We start from the raw sequence: 21,826 nt of genomic DNA, 5'->3' as shown, positions 1-21,826 counted from the left end.
CGCGGAGGGGACCACGTATGGCAGCCACATTCCGGCGGCGGTTTCGCAGGGGAGCGGCCTCGACGGCCGTGGCGGCGTTCGTCCTCGCCGCCCTGACCGCCTCCCAGTCGCCGGACGCCACCGCGAAGGCAGCCAAGGAACAGGAACCCTCCCCGCCGGTCGACACCCCCATCGACGGCGGCACGACGTACTACTCCGACCTGCCGCCGCACAACAGCCCGGCGCCGCCCCGCCGTTCCTCCCACTCCCACCCCGACGGCGGCACCCGGGTCATCACCGGGCCCGCCCAGGCCGGCATCCCCGCCACCGTCCTGGCCGCCTACAAGAAGGCCCAGTCCCGCCTCGACGCCGAGGACCCCGGCTGCCGGCTGCCCTGGCAACTGCTCGCCGGTATCGGCAAGGTCGAATCCGGCCAGGCCGGCGGCGGCGCGGTCGACGCCGAGGGCACCACCCTCCGGCCGATCCTCGGCCCGCAGCTCAACGGCCACGGCTTCGCCCGCATCCTCGACACCGACGGCGGTCGCTACGACGGCGACACCACCCACGACCGCGCCGTCGGCCCGATGCAGTTCATCCCCTCCACCTGGTCCGAGGGCGGCCCGCAGCACGGCGGTTGGGGCGCCGACGGCAACGGCGACGGCAAGAAGGACCCCAACAACGTCTACGACGCCGCGCTCGCCGCCGGCCGCTACCTCTGCGCCGACGGCCGCGACCTGTCGGACCCCCGCGACCTGGACCGCGCCGTCCTCGGCTACAACAACTCCGCCGACTACCTGCGCACCGTGCTGTCCTGGTACACGTTCTACCGCAAGGGCACCTACGAGGTGCCCGACGGCCACGGCGTCCTCCCGGCACACCACCGCGGCAGCCACAAGACCGGCAACGGGCACGGAACCGGACACGCGGGCGACCACCCCGGCGATGGAACCGGCCAGGGCCGGCCCCACGACAAGGGTTCCGGCACACCCGCCAAGCCCCGGCCCGAGCCCAACGGGCCCGCCCGACCCGGCGGTTCCGGTTCCGGCCACACCCCGGCCACCCCCACCCCGAAGCCCACCCCCGGCACCCCCCGGCCCGGCACCCCGGCACCCGCCGAGCCCCGCCCCGTCACCGCCCTCGCCCGCGTCGGCGACCAGGACCTGACCGCCACCGCCGGCACCGACTTCGCCACCGCGCCCCAGGTACGCGCCAAGGACGCCGCGGGCAAGCCCGTCGCCGGCGCCCGGATCCGCTTCACCCTCCCCGCCGGCACCGACGCCCGCTTCCCCGGCAACGCCACCACCGCCACCGTCACCACCGGCAAGGACGGCCTGGCCACCGCGCCCACCCTGCACGCGGGCGAACAGACCGGCGACTTCCGCCTCCGGGCGACGGCCGTCGGCCGCACCCTGCCCGCCGTCACCTTCGACGCCACCGTCAAGGCCAAGCCGGCGCCGAAGGCCGACACCCTCACCCGCACCTCGGACAAGGAGCTGACCGCCACCGCCGGGAAGGCCTTCGCCGAGGACGCCGTCGAGATCACGGCGACCTACCAGGGCAAGATCGCGGCGGGCGTGCCGGTCACGGCGACCATGGTCACCGACGACCCCGACAAGCCGGTGGAGAACGACCGGGGCCCCTACTTCAAGGACCCGAAGGCCACCGCCGACAACAAGGACAAGCCGGTCCGCACCCTCGCCGGGCTGACCACGGACGCCGACGGCCTGCTCAAACTCCCGAAGATCTACACCGACTCGCACACCGGGACGTTCCTGCTGCGGCTGACCACCGACGACGGCGCCGTCCTCACCGTCAAGCTGAAGGTCGCCGCCCCGGCCGCCTCCTGACCACACCGGCGGCCGGCGACCCCGGCCGCGGCCCCCGGCCGGCCCGGCACCCCCGCCCGGCCCGCACCGCCGTCCTGCCCGCCGTCCCGGGCAGGACGGCGGTGCCCCATGCGCTCGGGCGGCAGCGGTTCTCATCTCGGCCGCCCGTTGCTACGGTGCCCCCGCCCTGACGCCGTATCAGATGTGCCGGGAGGCGACCATGCGCGCCCTGATTGCCGCCGCGGCCGGACTGGCCGCCGCACTCGCCCTCGTTCTCACCGTCACGGCCGTCGGCGCCCCCAGCGGCACCACCTCACCCAAGCCGCTGCTCACCACCGTCCCCGCACACCCCTGAGGGAGGGACGCCCCCGCCATGCGCCGCACCGCCAGCCTGGTACTGCTCGCCGTCGCCGTCTTCTTCACCGCACTCTCCCCGCTGCTGCGGTGGTACGCCTTCCCGAGACTCGCCAAGATCCCGCCCGGCCAGTACCAGGACATGGTCCTGGAGGCCCGGCCCGCCACCCTCCTCGACTACGGCACCATGAAGGCCAGAACGGTCCCCAAGGTCACCATCGTCCAGACCCTCAAGGGCGACGTCGCCGCCTCCGACCGGATCGAGCGCACCGCCGGCCGCGACGTCGTCGTCTGGGACGCCCTCTCCTACGTCGCCGGCCCCGACGGCAAGATGGTCTCCGAGGTCCCCGAGCGCTACATCTTCGACGCCCACTCCCAGGAACCGGTGCACGCCACCGGCGAGATGGTCGACGGCGACCCCGTGCACCGCACCGGCATCGAGTACAAATGGCCGTTCCTCACCGAGAAACGCGACTACACCTACTTCGACGCCCAGACCCGCACCTCGGCCCCCATCCACTACAAGGGCACCCGCACCTTCCGCGGCTTGGAGGTCTACTACTTCGAGCAGACCATCCCCTGGACCAAGGTCCCGCTGCCCAAGAAGATGCCGGTCAAGGGCATCACCCCCGAGGCCGTCGAGAAGATGGGCACCACCCGCTGGTACACCACCAGGCGGATGTTCTGGGTCGAGCCGGTCACCGGCGCCCCCGTCAACGGCGAGGAGATCCACCGGGAAGAGCTGCGCGGCGGCGACCTCCTGCCCGGCGGCGGCAAGGTCACCGCCTTCGCCGGCCACGTCAGGATGCGCGCCGACTACGTCGACGCGACCGTCGCCCTGGTCACGTCCCAGCGCACCCTCGTCCTGCTCCTGACCAGCTACCTCCCCTGGGGCTTCCTGGCCCTCGGCGCCGCACTGCTCGCCCTGAGCCTCCACCTCGAAGCCCGCAGCCGCCGCCCGGCCACCCCGAAGACCGACGCGGAACCCGCCCTCAGCCCCGCCTGAGCCGCGCGGTGGTGTGCCGGGTCGGCTCGGCCGTCGAAGGGTCCTCCGGCCAGGGGTGCTTGGGATAGCGGCCGCGCAGCTCCGCGCGCACGGCGCGGTACCCGTCCCGCCAGAACGACGCCAGATCGGCCGTCACAGCGGCCGGGCGCCCCGCCGGCGAGAGCAGATGCACCAGTACCGGCACCCGCCCGCCGGCTATCCGCGGGGATTCCTGCCGGCCGAACAGCTCCTGCAGTTTCACCGCCAGCACCGGCTGCTCCCCGCCGTAGTCCACCCGCACCCGGGAACCGCTCGGCACCTCGATGCGCTCCGGTGCCAGCTCGTCGAAACGGGCCGCGTCACCGGTCGCCCAGGGCAGCAGCCGGGCCAGCGCCGCCCCCGTGTCGACCCGCTCCAGATCGGCCCGCCGCCGCGCCCGGCCCAGCTCGACCCCCAGCCAGTCCTCCACCCGCGCGAGCAACGCCGCGTCCGAGACGTCCGGCCACGGCGCGCCCAGCTCGCGGTGCAGGAACGCCATCCGCTGCCGCACCGCCACCGCGCCCGCCGGCCACCGCAGCAGCCCGAGCCCTTCCCGGCGCAGCCCCGCCACCACCGCCTCCCGCACCAGCTCGGGATCCGGCGCCGACAGCGGCCGCACCGCCAGCTCGATCGCCCCCAGCCGCTCCACCCGCCGCGCCACCACGTCCCCGTCCGACCAGCGCACCTCCTCACCCGAGGAATACAGCGCCCGCGCCGCCGCACACGCGGTGTCCTCGTCGATCACCGCCGCCAGCCGCACCCGCGCCGACGCCGCGGCCACCGGCCGGTCCGCCACCGCGACCGCCAGCCACCGCGCGTCCCGCAGCCGCGAACCCTCCCCGCCCGGCTCGGCACCGGTGCCCGACGCCATCAGATAGCCGCCGGCCCCGCGCGCCCGGGCCACCCGCTCCGGGAACGCCAGCGCGGCGACCAGCCCCGCCACCGCGTCGTCCGGCGCGCCCCGCCCCGCGCCGTCACCACGGGGCGCCTCCGCGGCCCCGGCAGCGCCGGGCTCACCGACCGCCGCCGCCAGCCGCCGCGCCTCCTGCCGCCACCTGGCGGCATAGCCGTCCCCGCCCCGGCGCGCGGTGCGCCAGGCCTCCGCCAGATCGTCCCCGTACGCCCGCGGCGGCTCCTCGCTGAGCAGGGCGACCACCTCCGCCGCCCGCCGCACCCCGACCTCGGCGGAGCCGTCCAGCAGCGCCCGCGCCAACCGGGGATGCACGCCCATCCGCGCCATCCGAGACCCCCGCGGCGTCGCCCGGCCCTCCGCGTCCACCGCGCCGACCGCCGTCAGCACCTCCCGGGCCGCGGCCAGCGCCCCGGCCGGCGGCGCGTCCAGCAGCGCCAGACCGCTCGCGTCCGGATCGCCCCAGCACGCCGCCTGCAACGCGAACGCGGTCAGATCGGCCACCCTGATCTCCGGGTCGGGGAAGGCCGGCAGCCGCCCGTCCTCGCCCTGTGCCCAACAGCGGTAGACCACGCCCGGCGCCTCCCGCCCGGCCCGTCCCGCCCGCTGCCGGGCCGCCGCCCGGGACGCCCGTACGGTCGTCAACGCGCTCAGCCCCCGCGCATGGTCCGTCCGCGGCACCCGCGCCAGCCCGCTGTCGACCACCACCCGCACCCCCGGCACGGTCAGGCTGGACTCCGCCACCGAGGTCGCCAGCACCACCCTGCGGACGCCGTCCCCGCCCGCCAGTACGGCGTCCTGCACCTCGGCCGGCGCCCGGCCGTGCACCTGCAGCACCTCGGCGTCCACCCCGGCCAGCTCCCCGGCGACCCGCCCGATCTCCCCGACACCGGGCAGGAAGCACAGCACGTCCCCGGTCCGCTCGCGCAGCGCCCGCCGCACCACGCCCGCCACATGCGTCAGCAGCGCCGGATCGACCCGGAGGCCGTGCGCCGGCCGCACCGGCCGCTCCGGGGGCGCCCACACCGTCTCCACCGGATGCGACACGCCCGCCGCCGCCACCACCGGGGCCGGTCCCGACGCCCCGCCCAGCAGCCCGGCCCACCCCTCGGCGTCCGTCGTCGCCGACGCCGCCACCAGCCGCAGCTCCGGGCGGAGCGTCTCCCGCACGTCCAGCAGGAACGCCGCGGAGGTGTCGGCGTCCAGATGCCGCTCATGGCACTCGTCCAGCACCACGACATCCACCCCGGCCAGCTCCGGATCGCGCTGCAGCCGCTGCAGCAGCACGCCGGTCGTCACCACCTCCACGGCCGTACGCGGCCCGGCCCGCCGCTCACCGCGCACCGTGAACCCCACCCGGTCACCCACCTGCTCACCCAGCAGCCAGGCCATCCGGCGCGCCGCGGCCCGGGCCGCGATCCGCCGCGGCTCGGCGACCAGCACCCGCCGGCGCGGCCCGGCGCCGGTCAGCCCGGCCAGGTCCAGCGGCACCAGCGTCGTCTTGCCGGTGCCCGGCGGGGCGCACAGCACCGCGCTGCCGGCCCTGTCGAGGGCGGCGCGCAGCGCGGGCAGGGCGGTCCGTACGGGCAGCTGGGCGAGGGCGTCACGGGCGATCACAACCCCCAGTCTGCCGCCCGCCACCGACAACGCCGCCGGCCGCCGGACGCCGCACCGCCCCGGCCGCCGGAACCGGCCGCTACGCCTCCGCCTCGCACACGAAGATCGCCGTGCCGGGGATCAGGTGCCCGCGCAGCGGGGACCAGCCGCCCCACTCCTGGGTGTTCCACTCCGGCCATTCCGGCTCGACGAGGTCCAGCAGCCGGAAACCGGCCGTGACCACGTCCCGCACCCGGTCGCCCACCGTCCGGTGGTGCTCCACGTACACCGCCCGCCCGGTCCCGTCCTGCTCGACGTACGGGGTGCGGTCGAAATACGAGGCCGCCACCGACAGGCCCTCGGGCCCCGGCTCGTCCGGGAAGGCCCAGCGGATGGGATGGGTGACGGAGAAGACGAACCGCCCGCCCGGCCGCAGTACCCGGCGGACCTCGCGCAGTACCTGTACGGGATCGGCGACGAACGGCAGCGCCCCGTACGCCGAACAGGCGAGATCGAAACTGCCGTCGCGGAAGGGAAGCGCCCCGGCGTCCGCCTCCACCAGGTCGGTGGTTCCCGGCGTCCCCGGCGCGGCATCGGCGATCCGCAGTGCGTGCTGGAGCTGCCGGTGGGAGAGGTCCAGCGCCACCGGGTGCGCGCCCTGCGCCGCCAGCCAGCGGGAGCACTGCGCCGCGCCGGCCCCGATCTCCAGGATCCGGCGGCCCTTCAGCTCGGCGACCGGCCCGAGCAGCGCCGCCTCCGCCTCGTCCAGCCCCTCAGGACCCCACACGAACCGGTCGTCCCCCAGGAACGCGCCGTGCTCGCTCTGGTACTCGTCCGCGTTACGGTCCCACCAGCCCCGATTGACCCGGCTGCTCTCGGTGTCCGAGGCGTCACGGCGGGTCGCCTCCGGCTCGTGGTCTTGGTTCATCGCGCCCGTCGTCGTAGTCTTCGCTCTGCTTGTTGCTGCAGGGACTGTGAGGCCACTCGGCCTCGCGGAACACCGCGTGTGCCGGTTTTGGGGCGCTCTGCCCCGGGTGTGCGCGTTCGCGCATTGACCGTGTCCGGCTGCCCCCGTATGCTACAAGTTGCGCTGCGGGCTTGCGCGCCTCAGACGGAGCAGGCCGCGCTCGCATCTGTATGCACCCCTCGGTTTTGAGGCGTTTTCGGACGGCTCCGAATGCTTCGGCATTTACGAGCCTCCGCGGAAAACGTCTCTGACACTGTCCGGCTTATGCAGAGGCGATACGGGCTCTCGGCGTAGCAGTACCTACGACTTCAATGTCCGTACCGGAGCCCTTTCCCACATGACGAGCAGCACCGAGACCACCGCCACCACCCCGCAGGTTGCGGTCAACGACATCGGTAACGAGGAAGCTTTCCTCGCCGCGATCGACGAGACGATCAAGTACTTCAACGACGGCGACATCGTCGACGGCGTCATCGTGAAGGTCGACCGGGACGAGGTCCTGCTCGACATTGGTTACAAGACCGAAGGCGTCATCCCGAGCCGCGAGCTCTCGATCAAGCACGACGTCGACCCCAATGAGGTCGTCGCCGTCGGTGACGAGATCGAGGCCCTCGTCCTCCAGAAGGAGGACAAGGAAGGCCGCCTGATCCTCTCGAAGAAGCGCGCCCAGTACGAGCGTGCCTGGGGCACCATCGAGAAGATCAAGGAAGAGGACGGCATCGTCACCGGTACCGTCATCGAGGTCGTCAAGGGTGGTCTCATCCTCGACATCGGCCTCCGTGGCTTCCTTCCGGCCTCCCTGGTCGAGATGCGCCGCGTCCGCGACCTTCAGCCCTACGTGGGCAAGGAGCTCGAGGCCAAGATCATCGAGCTGGACAAGAACCGCAACAACGTGGTCCTGTCCCGCCGCGCCTGGCTGGAGCAGACCCAGAGCGAGGTCCGCCAGACCTTCCTCACCACCCTCCAGAAGGGTCAGGTGCGCTCCGGCGTCGTCTCCTCCATCGTCAACTTCGGTGCCTTCGTGGACCTGGGTGGCGTCGACGGTCTCGTCCACGTCTCCGAGCTGTCCTGGAAGCACATCGACCACCCCTCCGAGGTCGTCGAGGTCGGCCAGGAGGTCACGGTCGAGGTCCTGGACGTCGACATGGACCGCGAGCGCGTGTCCCTGTCGCTCAAGGCGACCCAGGAAGACCCGTGGCAGCAGTTCGCCCGGACCCACCAGATCGGTCAGGTCGTCCCGGGTAAGGTCACCAAGCTCGTTCCCTTCGGTGCGTTCGTGCGCGTCGACGAGGGCATCGAGGGCCTGGTCCACATCTCCGAGCTGGCCGAGCGCCACGTCGAGATCCCGGAGCAGGTCGTCCAGGTCAACGACGAGATCTTCGTCAAGGTCATCGACATCGACCTCGAGCGTCGTCGCATCAGCCTCTCGCTGAAGCAGGCCAACGAGTCCTTCGGTGCCGACCCGACGGCGGTCGAGTTCGACCCGACCCTGTACGGCATGGCCGCGTCCTACGACGACCAGGGCAACTACATCTACCCCGAGGGCTTCGACCCGGAGACCAACGACTGGCTCGAGGGCTACGAGACCCAGCGCGAGGCGTGGGAGAACCAGTACGCCGAGGCGCAGCAGCGTTTCGAGCAGCACCAGGCCCAGGTCATCAAGTCCCGCGAGGCCGACGAGCAGGCTGCGGCCGAGGGCGCTGCGGCGCCGGCGGCGCAGGGTGGCGGCCAGGCCGGCGGCGGCAACGCCGGTGGCGGCTCGTACTCCTCGGAGTCGGCGGACAACTCCGGCGCCCTGGCGTCGGACGAGGCGCTCGCCGCCCTCCGCGAGAAGCTGGCCGGCGGCCAGAGCTGAGCTCGCGCCGGTAGGCAGTAGCTGATCGACGAAGGCCCGTTCCCCTCGGGGAGCGGGCCTTCGCCGTGCCGCCGTGAGGTCTGGGGTTGGGGTGTCGCGGTTTCGGGTGCCGGATGCCGGGGGTCAAGCCGCGGCATCCGGCACGTCGGCCGGCACATCAGCCGGCGCGTCAGCCCACGGGGACGCCCGGATTGGCGACGCCCCCGCCGCCCGTGACGGTGCTGTCCCGCGCGATGGTGACCGGGCAACTGGAGGCGTCGTTGTGGGTGATGTGGAAGCCGTAGCGACCGGACCCGGTGGCGCCGCTCAAATCGGACCGGTTGCCCCGGAAGACCGTGCCGCAGCCCCAGCCCGGCTGCCGGCTGTGGGTCTCGGTCTCGTAGCCGTTGTTGCTGGTATGCCTGCCGATGTTGTTCTCGACGAGGACTTTGTCGCCCTTGATGTCGACCCATGAGCCGTCGAAATGGGCTCCGGTCAGCCCGCTCCCGTCGAAGGTGCTGCCGCTGATCTTCGCGCCGGTGGTGCCATCCTTGACGTCGATATTCTCGCCGCCGACACCGGGGCCGATGGTGTTGCCGAGGATCTGCACGTTGTCGCTGTTGTCGTCGGTGTTGTCGTCGGTGTCGCCCGCAGTGCCGATGGGCCCTGCCACGGCCAGGGGGCTGGCGGGACCAATGAGGCGGCGCTCAGCAGTAGGGCGCCGGTACCGCCGAAGGCCCGGACACGTGCGCCGCTCGGACGCCGGGGCGGCAGGCTCCTCGGGGCGGGTCGGCGCGCCACTCACCGGTAACTGCATGGGCTCCAACTTTCTTCCTGGGTATGAACATTGGGTGCCTTTGTGAACTTCGATTGGCGGGCTGACGGCAGGGGTGGGATGTGGGCGCGTCAAGCCTTCGGGCGGGAGGGGGAGGGTTGATCAAGTCGCCAGCGGAGTAGGCCAGTTGGGGTTGAATTCATGAATGGCGAGGGGGAGTAGGCCGGGTTCTCCCGAAGCAGGGTCACGGCAGGGGCGGCCTGTCGCGGAACGGTGGGGTCCGGTGGTGGCGGGAACTGTCCGGTACGGGACCGGGTCATATCCACGGGCGGGAATGCCGGCGGCCGACCGCACGTTGCCGTTCATGAGAACGAGGAGGAGCGGTCACTGTGTTGGATCCCCAGGGTTTGTACGAATGGGAGCCGAGCGGGCTCGCGGAGGTCGAGGCGCTGGCCTCCAGGGACTCCGCCGGATTGGTGCTGCTGTACCACTTCGACGGGTACATCGACGCCGGTGAGACCGGCGACCAGATCGTCCATCGGCTGCTGGACGGCCTGCCGCACCGGGTCGTGGCCCGTTTCGACCACGACCGCCTCATCGACTACCGGGCCCGCCGCCCGCTGCTCACCTTCGAGCGCAACCGCTGGAGCGCCTACGAGACGCCGAGCATCGAGCTGAAGCTGGTGCGCGACACCACCGACGCACCGTTCCTGCTGCTCTCCGGCCCGGAGCCGGACGTCGAGTGGGAGCGCTTCGCAGCCGCCGTGAAGGAGATCATCGAGCGGCTCGGGGTGCGTCTCTCGGTCAACTTCCACGGCATCCCCATGGGCGTCCCGCACACCCGCCCGGTCGGCATCACCCCCCACGGCAACCGCACCGACCTGATGCCCGGGCACGCCAGCTTCTTCGACGAGGCCCAGGTGCCGGGCAGCGCGGAGGCGCTGATCGAATACCGCCTCGCGGAGGCGGGGCACGATGTGCTCGGCGTGGCGGCGCACGTGCCGCACTACATCGCCCGCTCCGCGTACCCGGACGCCGCGCTGACGGTCCTGGAGGCCGTGACGGGGGCGACCGGCCTGGTGCTGCCCGGCCCGGCGCATGCGTTGCGTACGGAGGCGCTGCGCACCCAGGAGGAGATCGAGCGGCAGATCTCCGAGGGCGACGAGGAGCTGGTCGCGCTGGTCAGCGGGCTGGAGCACCAGTACGACGCGGTGGCCGGTGCCGAGACCCGAGGCAGCCTGGTGGCCGAACCGGTGGAACTCCCCTCGGCCGACGAGATCGGCCGGGAATTCGAGCGCTTCCTGGCAGAACGGGAGGGCGACGGCGGCGGGCCCGGCGCCTGACGCCCCGCCCCCGCTCTCTCCGTATCTCAGGACCCTCGCCCGGTCCTCCCGCTCCTCCCCGGGTCCTCTTTCGGATGTCGCGTACCGCGCCGCGGCCCGCTCCGGGCACCGTATAGCGTGGGCCCATGGTGAAGGTGGGGCTGACCGGTGGCATCGGCGCGGGCAAGAGTGAGGTTTCACGACTGCTGGCGTCCTACGGCGCGGTCATCGTGGACGCGGACAAGATCGCACGCGAGGTCGTCGAGCCGGGCACACCCGGACTCGCGGCGGTGGTCGAGGAGTTCGGGGAGGACGTCCTCGCACCGGACGGCACGCTGGACCGCCCCAAGCTGGGCGGCATCGTGTTCGCCGACCCCGGGAAACTCAAGGCGCTCAATGCGATCGTGCACCCCCTGGTGGGTGCGCGATCGGCGGAACTCGAGGCATCGGCAGGCTCGGACGCGGTGGTCGTGCACGACGTCCCCCTCCTCACGGAGAACGGCCTGGCGCCGCTCTACGACCTGGTGGTGGTGATCGACGCCGCCCCCGAGACCCAGCTGGACCGCCTGGTACGGCTGCGCGGTATGGCGGAGGACGAGGCGAAGTCCCGGATGGCCGCCCAGGCCACCCGTGAACAGCGACTCGCCATCGCCGACCTCGTCATCGACAACGACGGCCCCCTGGAGGCCCTGGAACCCCAGGTCCGCAAGGTCTGGGAACGCCTGCGCAACGCTTGAGGCCACCGCAGTCATGGGCCCGGACCCGCAGGGGAGATGGGTGCGGGGCCGGCTCGGAGGATGGTTGTCGGGGCGACCGCGGACGGGAGCGGGTGCGCGGGCACGGCTGGGGGGACCGGTGTTGGACTGATGGACGGGATTCGGTTCCGGGTCGGCCGAGGGGACGGGCGGGCCGGTGAGTGGGAGCGGGTGCGGGGCTGGCTGAGGCGACGGATGTCGGGTCGGTGGGTGGGAGCGGGTGTGGGGTCGGCTGAGGCGACGGGCGTCGGGTCGGTGGACGGGAGCGCGTACCGGCCCGCTGGGAAGCGGGTCCCGGCCCGGGTGGGGGGAGCGGCTGCCGGGCTCGAACGGGTGGGCGGTAGCCTCGCCGCCATGACTGCTGCTTCCGATCTTGACGCCACGGCCCAGGCCGACGAGCCCGCGGCCCAGCAGGTGGCCGAACCTGCCTCCTCATCTTCCGCCGCCGAATCGGCGCCTCCCTCCTTCGTCGTGAACATCCCCGGCATCGCGGACGCCGACCTGGAGCCGGAGCCGCTGGACCCCGCGCAGATCGTCTCCGGTGCGCCCGAGGTGACGGGGAAGGTGCTGTGGGAGTCGCCGGACGGCCGGCAGATCCGCGGTATCTGGCAGATCACGCCGGGTGTGGTGACCGACACCGAGGCCAATGAGCTGTTCGTTGTCGTCAGCGGACGCGCCACCATCGAGGTCGAAGGCGGCTCGGTCCTCCAGGTGGGCCCCGGCGATGCCTGCGTCCTCCGCGAGGGCGACCGCACCCGCTGGACCGTTCACGAGACGCTCCGCAAGGCGTACCACATCAGCCTCTAGCGGGCCTGCGGTGGCATGGCCATGGGGGAGCGCAGGAGGTGGGCCCGCCGAGCGTCCCCGAGGGGCTGACTCGGCTCCGCCGGAACCGGGGAATGCCATGAGCGGCAGGGTTGTTGTGGCCCCTGGTAACGCCGTACGGTCCCTGGCGGACGCATGCCTGCACCGACGGCGACGCCGGTGGAGAGGAGTAGGCCGTGCCCGAGAGCAGCCCCGAGACACATGTCATCGACTTCCGTGCCGCGGAGCAGCTGCTGGCTGCCCGTGACCCCCGCGGCGCGATCCGGTTGCTGGACTCGGTCATCACCGCGCATCCGGAGAACACCGCGGCCCGCCTGCTGCGCGCCCGTGCCTTTTTCCTCGCCGCCCAACTACGGCCTGCGGAGCTTGAGTTCCAGATCGTGCTGGAGCGCGAGCCCGACAACGCCTTCGCGCACTTCGCGCTCGCCCGCACCCTGGAGCGTGCCGCCCGTCCTGACGAGGCGCTCCGCCACTTCCGGCTGGCGGCGGCCCTGGACCCCCGCCCGGAGTTCGTCCAGGCGGCCCGCTTCGCCCCGGACGCCACGGACAACGGTGACCGGGCTCCTGATGACCGGGCTCCGAAGGACGCTCCCGGCCGGCCGGACGGCGACGCGGGACCGCAGTAGGCAGGATTCGGGACCGAGTAGGCCCGGATCGGAAGCGAGTGGGCAGGGATCGGGAGCGAGTAGGTAGGCACGGAATCGGAGGAGGGGACGCCGGCCCGCCCCCGGCAGCGACGTTCGGCTGCCCCGCCCCTGCGTAAGGCCTGCGACCAACCTCTCCTCTGCGACCGACCTCTTCCGTGCTACCGCTCCCCTGCGACCAACCTCTCCTCTGCGACCGCCCGCTTCCCTGCGACCGGCCGCCTCCCACCGCCGCCTGCCGCGTCACACCGCCTGCCGCGTCACGGCCTGTTTCCGCGTCGGCGATTCGGGTCGCGGCGTATGCCGAAGACGTCGTTCCGGCCCTGGTCGGGCTCGTACGGGGGTACGTCCTTGCCCGGTTGGTAGTGCGGGCCCTGGCGGATATGGCGGATGACCATGAACAGGTCCGCGGCCGCCACCATGGCGAGCGCGGCACACGCGGCCGCCCATTCCGGCCGCCCGAAGTCGGCGAAGGCCACGGCCCCGGCGACGGCCCACAGCAGTCCCCACAGTGCCAGTCCGCAGCGTATTTTCAGCGGGCTGCGTGCCTGCAGCGGCTCATTTCCCGTACGCATCGGCATCACCTCCCCCTTCACCTCCAGGATCCTCCTGATCCGTGAGTCAGTCACTGGTCTTCCTCTCCTGGGCAGGTCTTCGTCTCCGTGGCCGTCCTGTCGGTGGGGCGGGGATCGCCTGCCGGATGGCCGTTGATCCAGGACAGCCCGCCGATGTCGAGCTGCGAGCGGGCGCGGGTCACGGCCACGTAGGCCAGGCGCGCTTCGTCAACGTCGATCGGTCCGGGGAGCGGTCGGCCGGTTTCGTCGCACTCGTCGAGGTCGTCGGGGCCCGTGAAGTCGTCCGCGATGCGTACGCTCGGCCACTCGCGGCCCTTGGCCCGATGGGCCGTGGACACCGTCACCTCGGCGGCGTCCTCGGGCGAGAGCCGGTCCAGGGCCTGGAGCACGGCGTCCGTGCCGTGCTCGTCGACGAGTTCCACCAGTGGCAGGAGGTCCCGTCCGGCGGGATCGAACTCCGCGTATTCGCGCAGCTCGGCCCACGTCTCGAAGAGCATCAGCTCCGGATGACCGGTCCGGCGTCCGGCTTCGAGGTCGTGCACGGCGCGAGCCAGGGCGCTCAGGGTCTCGCCGCCGCCCGCGAGGGCGACCCGGCGGTCCGCCTCCAGCTGTCGTATCACCTCCACCATCGCCCCCACGTTGGTCCGGCACAGGATGGCCTCGGGGGAGCGGACCGGGCGCAGCTCCGTCTTCCGGTCCGGCGAGCCTCTGAGTCGGATCGGTGCGTCGACGATCGCGAGCCAGCGGTTGGCCTCGGCCGCCAGCGCCGGTCCGAAGCGGAAGGAGTGGGAGAGGGTGAGCCGGCTGCCGTCGAAGCCGGTCATCACGTCGCGGGCACCGCGCCAGCCGTAGATGGCCTGGGCGGAGTCGCCGACCAGCACCAGCTGGGCATGGTCGCGCTGTGCGGTGAAGACCTGCTCGACGACGGGGTTGGTGTCCTGGGCCTCGTCCAGGAGCAGGAAGTCGGCCGGGATGACGGGCTCGGCCAGGGCCCACATCTTGAGGTAGTGGTCGTGCTCGAAGCGGACCACGCCGTGATCGGGGCGCTGCAGATCGGCCCATGCCTTGCGGGCGTACGGCAGAACGACCTCGGCGAGGTGGGCGTGCAGCGGTGGGGATTCGGCGCCGCGCAGGGGCGGGACGTGCCGGGCGCGGATCTCGCGGTCGGCCGAGTGGCAGAAGCGGGTGACGGTGCGCAGGGCCGTATAGGAGAGTGCCTTGTGGGTGACAGTGCGCGCACCGATGCGTAAGGACATGCCGTCCTCGATGCCCAGGGCTGCGCCGGTGCGCCAGCCCGCTTGCCGTGGGGCGTTCATCCGGGACCGATAGCGCCTGCCCACGGCGGTGTAGGCGAGGGCGTGGGCGGTTCCGCAGGCGACCTCGGCCGGGAAGGTCCGGGCGGCGTGGCGGGCGACGGCTCTGTTGAAGGCGATATAGCGGCCGAGCCGGCCCTGACGTCGCGCGGAGTGCGCGAGCATGGCCAGCGTCGTCGTCTTGCCGGTGCCGGCACCGGCCTGGATGACGAGATGGGCGCCGGTCGGAAAGACCTCGGCGGCGGCGTGTTGTTCGGGCGTCGGAGTCGGAGGGTTCTGCATCGGGCTGCCTTTCGGTGTGGGGGCGCGGCGGAGACGGGAAGGCCCGCCCGCCGATCGTCATTGCTCGATCACTGAGAGTGACGATGTAACTGACTGTAGCCGATCGCGGCGGATCCGCGACGAGATTTTTTCTGCCTGTGGATAACTCCGCCGCCCGGCGCCCGCCGCCCCCGCCGGCCGTCGGCGTTGTCAGTGCCGTCTGCTTTCATCGGGAGACGGCAGGAGCCGGAGGATTCGGACGTCAGGAGACGGCATGAGCGAGCGGTGGGATGACGGCGGGTACGCCGCCGCGGCCTGCTGCGCCGCGGTCTTCCTGCCCGCGGAGCCGCCCCGCGCCGGACGGATCGCGCTCTGGCGGCCCGACGGCGAGCCGCTCCCGGAGCCCGGCACCGATGTCCGCGACGACGGCGCGCAGCAGACGGCCGCGGAGGCGACGCGGCTGACCGTGGCCCGCCGCCATGGCAGCGGCGCCCGGGCGCGTACGGTGCCGGCCGTGCTGCTGCCGCTGACCGAGGCCGTCCCCCTGCTGGTCCGCGCCCGGCACGATCCGGCCGCAGACCCGGCCGCCGCCTGCTGGGGAGCTGCCACCCTGCACGCGCTGCATCTCGCCGCGCGCGGGCGGCTGCTGCCCGGGCTGACACCCGAGGACACCGACGCCTGGCGGGCCGGCCCGCTCGACCCGGACGACATCGCGCACCTCCGGGCGATCGCCGCCGCCATGCCCGCCGAGGCCTACGCCGTCCCCCTCCCCGGCAGCCGCCCGCTGCACCTGCCCGACCCGGTGGACCTGGTGCGGCGCTATGTGGACGCGGTGGTGGACGCGCTGCCCCGTACCCCCGCCGCCGAGTTGGTGGCCGGCGCCCCCTTCGCCGCGTCCGCACCGCAGCGCCTCCCCGGTGCGCGCGACTGGGCCGCCGAGGTCGCGGCCGGCGTCGATGCGGGGGTGCGGCTCTCTTTGCGGCTTGATCTCGCGCCGGACCGGCTCTTCGACGTCACGGGGGAGAGCGAAGAGGGCGGCGAGGGGAGTGCGGCGGTGGTGCTGCAGGTGCAGAGCCTCACGGACCCGACGCTGATCGCCGACGCCCGGCAGTTGTGGGACGGCGAAGCCGACCACTTCGGTCCGCGCTCCCGCGTCGACACCCTGCTCGCGCTGCGCCGTGCCGCCCGTGTCTGGGCCCCGCTGACCCGCCTCCTGGAGCGCCCGGTCCCCGACGTACTCTCCCTCGGGGAGGACGAGTTGTACGAGTTGCTGGGCGATGCCGCGCCCCGGCTCGGCGCCGCGGGCATCGCCGTCCACTGGCCCAGGGAACTGGCCCGCGGCCTGACCGCGGCCGCGGTGCTGCGCCCGGCACCGGGCTCCGCCGCGGACGGCTTCGGGTTCTTCGACACCGGCCAACTGCTGCAGTTCCGCTGGCAGCTGGCGATGGACGGACTCCCGCTGACCGAGGCCGAGATGGACGAGCTCGCCGAGGCGCACCGGCCCGTCGTCCGGCTGCGCGACCAGTGGGTCCTGGTGGACCCCGGCCTCGTGCGCAAGGCCCGTAAGCGGGAACTGGGCTATCTGGAGCCGGCTGGCGCCCTCGCCGCGACGCTCAACGGAACCGCCGAGGTGGACGGGGAGCAGGTCGAGGTGGTGCCTCTGGGGGCACTCGCCGCGCTGCGCGGCCGCCTCACCTCCGAAGCGCACCCCCTGCCCCAGCCGTCCGGACTGCGCGCGACGCTCCGCGACTACCAACTACGGGGCATGACCTGGCTCGACACCATGACCACCCTCGGCCTCGGCGGCTGCCTGGCCGACGACATGGGCCTGGGCAAGACCATCACCGTTATCGCCCTCCACCTGCACCGGCGCCCCACCGACCCCGTCCTGGTGGTCTGCCCGGCCTCCCTCCTCGGCAACTGGCAGCGCGAGATCGAGCGCTTCGCCCCCGGCACGCCCGTACGGCGCTTCCACGGCACCGGCCGCAGCCTGGAGGGCCTGACGGGCGGCTTCGTGCTGACGACGTACGGCACGATGCGCAGCAGCGCCGCCCAACTGGCCGCCCGGCGCTGGGCCTGGGTCGTCGCCGACGAGGCGCAGCACGTGAAGAACCCCCGCTCGTCCACGGCCAGGGCGCTGCGCGACATCAAGGCGCCGGCCCGGATCGCGCTCTCGGGCACGCCGGTCGAGAACAACCTCTCCGAGCTGTGGGCGCTCCTCGACTGGACCACGCCCGGCCTGCTCGGCCCGCTGAAGACGTTCCGCGCCCTGCACGCCCGCGAGGTCGAGGGCGGCCAGGATCCGGAGGCCGCCGAGCGGTTGGCGAGACTGGTGCGCCCGTTCGTCCTGCGCCGCAAGAAGTCCGACCCGGGGATCGCCCCCGAGCTCCCGCCCAAGACGGAGACCGACCACCCGGTCGCCCTCGGACGCGAACAGGCCGCCCTGTACCAGGCCGTGGTCCGCGAGACCCTCGCCCGGATCGAGACCGCCGAGGGCATCGCCCGCCGCGGCCTGGTCATGAAGCTGCTCACGGCCCTCAAGCAGATCTGCAACCACCCCGCGCAGTACCTCAAGGAGACCGCCCCGGGCCTGGCCGCCCGCTCCGGGAAGCTCGAACTCCTCGACGAGCTCCTGGAGACGATCCTCGCCGAGGGCGGCTCCACCCTGGTCTTCACCCAGTACGTGAGCATGGCCCGGCTCCTCGAACGCCATCTGACCGCCCGCGGCATCCCCGCCCAGCTGCTGCACGGCGGAACGCCCGTCGCCGAACGGGAGAAGATGGTCGACCGGTTCCAGTCAGGGCACGCCCCGGTCTTCCTGCTGTCCTTGAAGGCGGCGGGCACCGGCCTGAACCTGACCCGGGCCGGACATGTCATCCACTACGACCGCTGGTGGAACCCGGCGGTGGAGGCGCAGGCCACCGACCGCGCCTACCGCATCGGTCAGACCCAGCCCGTGCAGGTCCACCGGCTGATCACCGAAGGCACCGTCGAGGACAACATCGCCCAACTCCTCGCCGCCAAGAGGGCGCTGGCCGACGCCGTGCTCTCCGGAGGGGAGACCGCGCTCACCGAGCTCTCCGATGCCGAGCTGACCGATCTCGTCTCCCTGAGGAGGGCCGGATGATCCCCCGTCGCCCCTCGGGGCGCGCCGCCGCCGCGGACCGGCTGGCCCGCGCCGACCGCACGCGCACCTTCCCGCCCCTGCCGCCCCGGCCCGGCGCCCGGGGCCTGTTCGCCGAGTCCTGGTGGGGCAGCGCCTGGCTGGACGCACTGGAGACCACCGCGCTCGACAGCGGCCGGCTCGCCCGTGGGCGGACCTACGCCCGCGACGGCCACGTCGACACCATCAACGTCACCCCGGGCCGCATCCTCGCCACCGTACGGGGCAGCAGGCCCCGCCCCTACAGCGCCGAGATCCGCCTGCGCACCCTCAGCGACCCCCAATGGGACGGCCTCCTGGACGCCGTCGCCGCGGAACCGGACCAGCTCGCCGCCCTGCTGGCCAAAAAGCTCCCGCGGACCCTCGCCGAGGGCGAGGTGGGTCTCCTTCCCGGGCCGGGCGATCTCGTCCCCCGCTGCTCCTGCCCCGACCACGGCAGGCCTTGCAAACACGCCGCCGCGCTCTGCTTCCAGGTGGCCAGGCTGCTGGACGCCGACCCGTTCGTGCTGCTGTTGATGCGCGGCCGCGGCGAGCGTGAACTCCTTGACGCGCTCTCCCGCCGTAACACCGCCCTCACCGCCGGGGAGGCCCGCACCCGGACACCGGACGGCACGGCACCGCCCACCAGCAGCAGTGACGCCGCCGACCCGGCGCCGTCCGGGCCCTCCGGGCGCCCCGGTGCCACCGGCGAGGACCCGACCGCAGCCGCGCCGGGGACGCCCGCGCCGCGCCCCGTCCTCGCCCGCGCCGCCCTCGCCGACCGCCGCCGGCCGGCCCTCCCGCCGCCCCTGCCCGCGCCACCGCAGCCCGGCCGGCCGCATGCCCTCCCCGAGGGCGACGACCTGCCCTTCGACCCCGCCACCCTCGAACTGCTCGCCGCCGACGTCGCGGCCCGCGCCCACGCCTGCATCACCGCCGCCCCGGGCCCCGGCGGACGGCCTGCCACCACCGACCCCTTCCCGCAACTCCCGCCCTGGGAGGACGCCGTTCGCCTCGCCGCCACGGCCCATCCCACCGCCGGACTGACCTCCGCCACCCGCACCCTCTACCGCGATCTCGCCGCGGCGACCGGACGCACCCCCACGGACGTGGCCCGCTCCGTCGCCGCCTGGCGCCAGGGCGGACCCGAAGGACTCGCCCTCCTCCACACCCTTTGGAACCCCCCGGCCGGTGACTTCGACCGGGCCCGCAGCGCCCTCCGCGCCGCGGACCTCCCGGCCCTGCGCCCCCACCACAACCACCTCACCGACCCGGCGCGCGGCATTCAGCTCCGCTTCGGCCACGACCACCGCTGGTACCCGTACGAATCCGAACCGGGCGCCGAGGACTGGTGGCCCGCCGGCCCCGCCGACCCCGACCCCGTAGGCGCCCTCACCACCCTGCTCGCACGATGACTAACCTCAAGGCCGTGGAAGGTCTCGACACACTCACCCGCGCCCTCGCCCGCCGCACCCCCGAGCAGCTCGCCGCACTCCTCACCCGCCACGCCGAGCCGCTCGCCCGCCGGCCCGCCCCCACCGAACTCCGCGGCCTGGCAACCGCGTTGTGGTCCTACGAAACCCTCCACCACCTGGTGCTGCACCTCGACCACCCCCGGCTCCAGGTACTCGCCACCACCGCCCGGCTCAGCCAGGAACGCACCGGACGCACCGCTCCCGCGCCCGGCGCCGACTACCAGTCCCTGATGGCGCACCGGCTCTCCTTCGCCCACCTGGCAGGCGAACCGGTCCCGCCCCAGGACGTGTTCACCGCGCTCGGCGCCGACCGGCCCGGACCGTCGCGTTCCGCCGCCGAGGCGGCCCTGCGTGCCCTCTACGACGACGGCCTCGCCGCGCCCACCGAAGACGGCGCCGTCGTCGTCCCGCCGCGCGTCCCCCAACTCCTCGGCGCCCACAACCTCGGCCCGTTCCGCCCGGATGCCCCACGGCTCGCCCCGGACCCGAGCGCCGACCCCGGCACGCCCGCCGCACCGGTCCCGGCGACCTCGCCGTACGACGAGTCCCGGGCCGCCACGGCCGCCTTCGCCGCCACCCTGGAGCGCCTGCTGGCCTCTCTGGCCACCCGGCCCGCCGCCCTCCGCAAGTCCGGCGGGCTGGCCGTACGGGAGATCAAACGGCTGGCCAAGGCCGCCGGCGCCACCGAACCGCACGTCCGCCTGCTCCTCGACCTCGCCCTGGCCGCCGAGCTGATCGCCCTCACGCGCACCCCGGCAGGCATCACCGCGCTCCCCACCGGCGCCTACGACGACTGGCTGGAGCGCCCGCCCGGCGCCCGCCTCGCCCCCGTCCTCGCCGCCTGGTCCGCCCTGTGGGCCGTCCCCACCCACACGCCGTTCGGCGAGACCCCGAGCGCCCTCGTCCGCGGCAGCGACCGTTACGCCCCCGCCCTCCGGCACGCCCTCCTCGCCGCCCTGGACACCGTCCCCTCCGGCGCCGGATCGCCCCTGCCGCCCCTGCCGTCCACGGAAGCCTCGGAGCAACAGGAGCCCGTCGAGGGGGCGTTGACGGACCTTCTCCGGGCGGCGGACTGGTACCGTCCGCTCGCCGTCACGCGACAGCCGATGGCCGAGGAACGCGCCGTCCACACCCTCCACGAAGCGGCCTACCTCGGCCTCGTCGCGCACGGCACCCTCACCCCCCTCGGGCGGGCCCTGCTCAACGGTCCGGACGCCCTCGCCGAGCCGCTCGGCGACCTGCTGCCGCCACCGCTCGAACAGGCCCACTTCCAGGCCGACCTGACCGCCGTAGTACCCGGCCGTCCGTCCGCCGAGCTTGCCGGACTGCTCGCCTCCGCCGCCGACCGGGAGTCCGAGGAACACGCCGTGACCTGGCGGTTCACCCCCGCATCGGTCCGCCGCGCGCTGGACGCCGGACACTCCGCCGACACCCTCCTGACGGAGCTCACCGGGGCCTCGACGACCGGCGGCCTGCCGCAACCGCTCCACTACCTCGTCCGGGACGCCGCCCGCGCCCACGGGCGGATGCGGGTGCTGCCCGCCGCCTGCTGCATCCGCTCCGACGACGAAACACTCGTCCGGGAACTCGCCGGCCACCGCGCACTGCGCGACCTCGCCCTGCGCGCCATCGCCCCGACCGTCCTGGTCAGCGGCCGGCCGCCGACCGCGACCCTGGACGCACTGCGTGCCGCGGGCTATGCGCCGGCCCTGGAATCCGACACCGGTACGACCACCGTCGAACGCCTTCCCTCGCACCGTAGTCAGGCCCCCGCGCCGGCCCGCGACCCGCAGGCCCCGCTCCACCTCGCCCGGCGCCTCCTGGGCCAGGAACAGCCCCAGGAGGCCACCCTGAGCGGGCGGCCCTGACCGGGGGCGGAAACGGGCCACGGCGGACGGCGCACGAGAGCGGCCCGGACGGCGGCCACTCGTACTCCGTGCCGCCCCTGCGCGTCGGATAGGAGCCGCCACCTTGGCCACGGCCCGGCCGCCCAGCTCCGCGATGTAGCGGTCCCGGAGCAGACGGACGACCACACCCTCCGGAGGCACGCCGCGCGCCCCGACGGCGTCTCGCGGCCCTCGCCAACTGCATTACCGCGCGCGCCTCGTAGGGGCCGCGGTACAGCGCCGGCACCAACGGAAGCCGGCCGGCCGGCACTCCGGGCAGCTCCTCACGGTCCGGCCACCGACCTGCCCGCCGGCCTCCACGGCGACGTCGACCACCGCGTACCCCGGCTCCCCATACCGGAT

15 protein-coding genes and 1 pseudogene are annotated in these 21,826 nt (G+C 73.6%); 11 read left to right on the top strand and 5 right to left on the bottom strand.

What is annotated here, in order from left to right:
• Positions 1-17: 17 nt before the first annotated feature.
• From AB0E02_RS20935 to AB0E02_RS20925, 3 genes are all read left to right on the top strand, one after another.
• Positions 18-1,826 carry a lytic transglycosylase gene (locus tag AB0E02_RS20935; RefSeq protein ID WP_362141466.1) on the top strand — a complete coding sequence of 603 codons (1,809 nt, stop codon included), beginning with the start codon at positions 18-20 and terminating at the stop codon, positions 1,824-1,826.
• A 199-nt stretch (positions 1,827-2,025) separates the two neighbouring features.
• On the top strand, positions 2,026-2,160 hold the full coding sequence (locus AB0E02_RS20930) for an SPW_0924 family protein (protein WP_107052680.1): 135 nt from the start codon (positions 2,026-2,028) through the stop codon (positions 2,158-2,160).
• Positions 2,161-2,178: 18 nt separating this feature from the next.
• Entirely contained in the window at positions 2,179-3,165 is a 987-nt protein-coding gene (locus tag AB0E02_RS20925; protein WP_362141463.1) for a DUF3068 domain-containing protein, read from the top strand.
• On the opposite strand, the gene hrpB is transcribed toward AB0E02_RS20925, so the two are convergent.
• The gene (gene hrpB, locus AB0E02_RS20920; RefSeq protein WP_362141461.1) at positions 3,152-5,710 is read right to left on the bottom strand and encodes an ATP-dependent helicase HrpB; all 2,559 of its coding nucleotides are present in this window, start codon (positions 5,708-5,710) and stop codon (positions 3,152-3,154) included. The genes AB0E02_RS20925 and hrpB overlap by 14 nt on opposite strands.
• Positions 5,711-5,789: 79 nt before the next feature.
• Positions 5,790-6,617, bottom strand: coding sequence for a class I SAM-dependent methyltransferase (locus AB0E02_RS20915; protein WP_362141459.1), 828 nt, complete (start codon positions 6,615-6,617; stop codon positions 5,790-5,792).
• 376 nt (positions 6,618-6,993) lie between these two features.
• Here AB0E02_RS20915 and rpsA point away from each other — a divergent pair, with 376 nt between their 5' ends.
• On the top strand, positions 6,994-8,511 hold the full coding sequence (rpsA, locus tag AB0E02_RS20910; RefSeq protein ID WP_310728071.1) for a 30S ribosomal protein S1: 1,518 nt from the start codon (positions 6,994-6,996) through the stop codon (positions 8,509-8,511).
• Positions 8,512-8,680: 169 nt separating this feature from the next.
• Here rpsA and AB0E02_RS20905 read toward each other — a convergent pair.
• Positions 8,681-9,151: pseudogene (locus AB0E02_RS20905) on the bottom strand (sheath polysaccharide-degrading enzyme); the annotation flags it as partial.
• Between the two features lie 503 nt (positions 9,152-9,654).
• Here AB0E02_RS20905 and AB0E02_RS20900 point away from each other — a divergent pair.
• The 4 genes from AB0E02_RS20900 (at position 9,655) to AB0E02_RS20885 (ending at position 12,793) form a co-directional block, all read left to right on the top strand.
• Positions 9,655-10,608 carry a PAC2 family protein gene (locus AB0E02_RS20900; RefSeq protein WP_362141457.1) on the top strand — a complete coding sequence of 318 codons (954 nt, stop codon included), beginning with the start codon at positions 9,655-9,657 and terminating at the stop codon, positions 10,606-10,608.
• Positions 10,609-10,733: 125 nt separating this feature from the next.
• Positions 10,734-11,324, top strand: coding sequence for a dephospho-CoA kinase (gene coaE / locus AB0E02_RS20895; RefSeq protein WP_362141455.1), 591 nt, complete (start codon positions 10,734-10,736; stop codon positions 11,322-11,324).
• 372 nt (positions 11,325-11,696) lie between these two features.
• Complete coding sequence (locus AB0E02_RS20890) at positions 11,697-12,149, top strand: cupin domain-containing protein (RefSeq protein ID WP_362141453.1); 453 nt, start codon at positions 11,697-11,699, stop codon at positions 12,147-12,149.
• A gap of 194 nt (positions 12,150-12,343) precedes the next feature.
• Complete coding sequence (locus AB0E02_RS20885; RefSeq protein ID WP_362141451.1) at positions 12,344-12,793, top strand: tetratricopeptide repeat protein; 450 nt, start codon at positions 12,344-12,346, stop codon at positions 12,791-12,793.
• A gap of 278 nt (positions 12,794-13,071) precedes the next feature.
• Here AB0E02_RS20885 and AB0E02_RS20880 read toward each other — a convergent pair whose 3' ends face one another.
• Both AB0E02_RS20880 and AB0E02_RS20875 read right to left on the bottom strand, forming a co-directional pair.
• Positions 13,072-13,440 (bottom strand): DUF6343 family protein, encoded by a 369-nt coding sequence (locus tag AB0E02_RS20880; RefSeq protein WP_362141449.1) that lies wholly within the window; start codon positions 13,438-13,440, stop codon positions 13,072-13,074.
• On the bottom strand, positions 13,437-14,981 hold the full coding sequence (locus tag AB0E02_RS20875; protein WP_362141447.1) for a UvrD-helicase domain-containing protein: 1,545 nt from the start codon (positions 14,979-14,981) through the stop codon (positions 13,437-13,439). Before AB0E02_RS20875 ends, AB0E02_RS20880 begins: the two co-directional genes overlap by 4 nt.
• Before the next feature lie 253 nt (positions 14,982-15,234).
• On the opposite strand from AB0E02_RS20875, the gene AB0E02_RS20870 reads away from it, so the two are divergent.
• The 3 genes from AB0E02_RS20870 to AB0E02_RS20860 are packed head-to-tail and all read left to right on the top strand — an operon-like array spanning position 15,235 to position 21,445.
• Positions 15,235-18,087, top strand: a complete 2,853-nt coding sequence (locus AB0E02_RS20870; RefSeq protein WP_362141445.1) for a DEAD/DEAH box helicase — start codon at positions 15,235-15,237, stop codon at positions 18,085-18,087.
• Positions 18,084-19,517: an SWIM zinc finger family protein gene (locus AB0E02_RS20865; RefSeq protein WP_362141443.1), complete on the top strand. Its 1,434-nt coding sequence runs from the start codon at positions 18,084-18,086 to the stop codon at positions 19,515-19,517. Before AB0E02_RS20870 ends, AB0E02_RS20865 begins: the two co-directional genes overlap by 4 nt.
• 14 nt (positions 19,518-19,531) lie before the next feature.
• Positions 19,532-21,445, top strand: coding sequence for a helicase-associated domain-containing protein (locus tag AB0E02_RS20860; protein ID WP_362141442.1), 1,914 nt, complete (start codon positions 19,532-19,534; stop codon positions 21,443-21,445).
• Positions 21,446-21,826 lie beyond the last annotated feature (381 nt).

Source organism: Streptomyces sp. NPDC048196 (genome assembly GCF_040652715.1).
Classification (GTDB): Bacteria; Actinomycetota; Actinomycetes; order Streptomycetales; family Streptomycetaceae; genus Streptomyces; species Streptomyces siderophoricus.
This window is presented reverse-complemented; position numbering and strand designations above follow the sequence as displayed.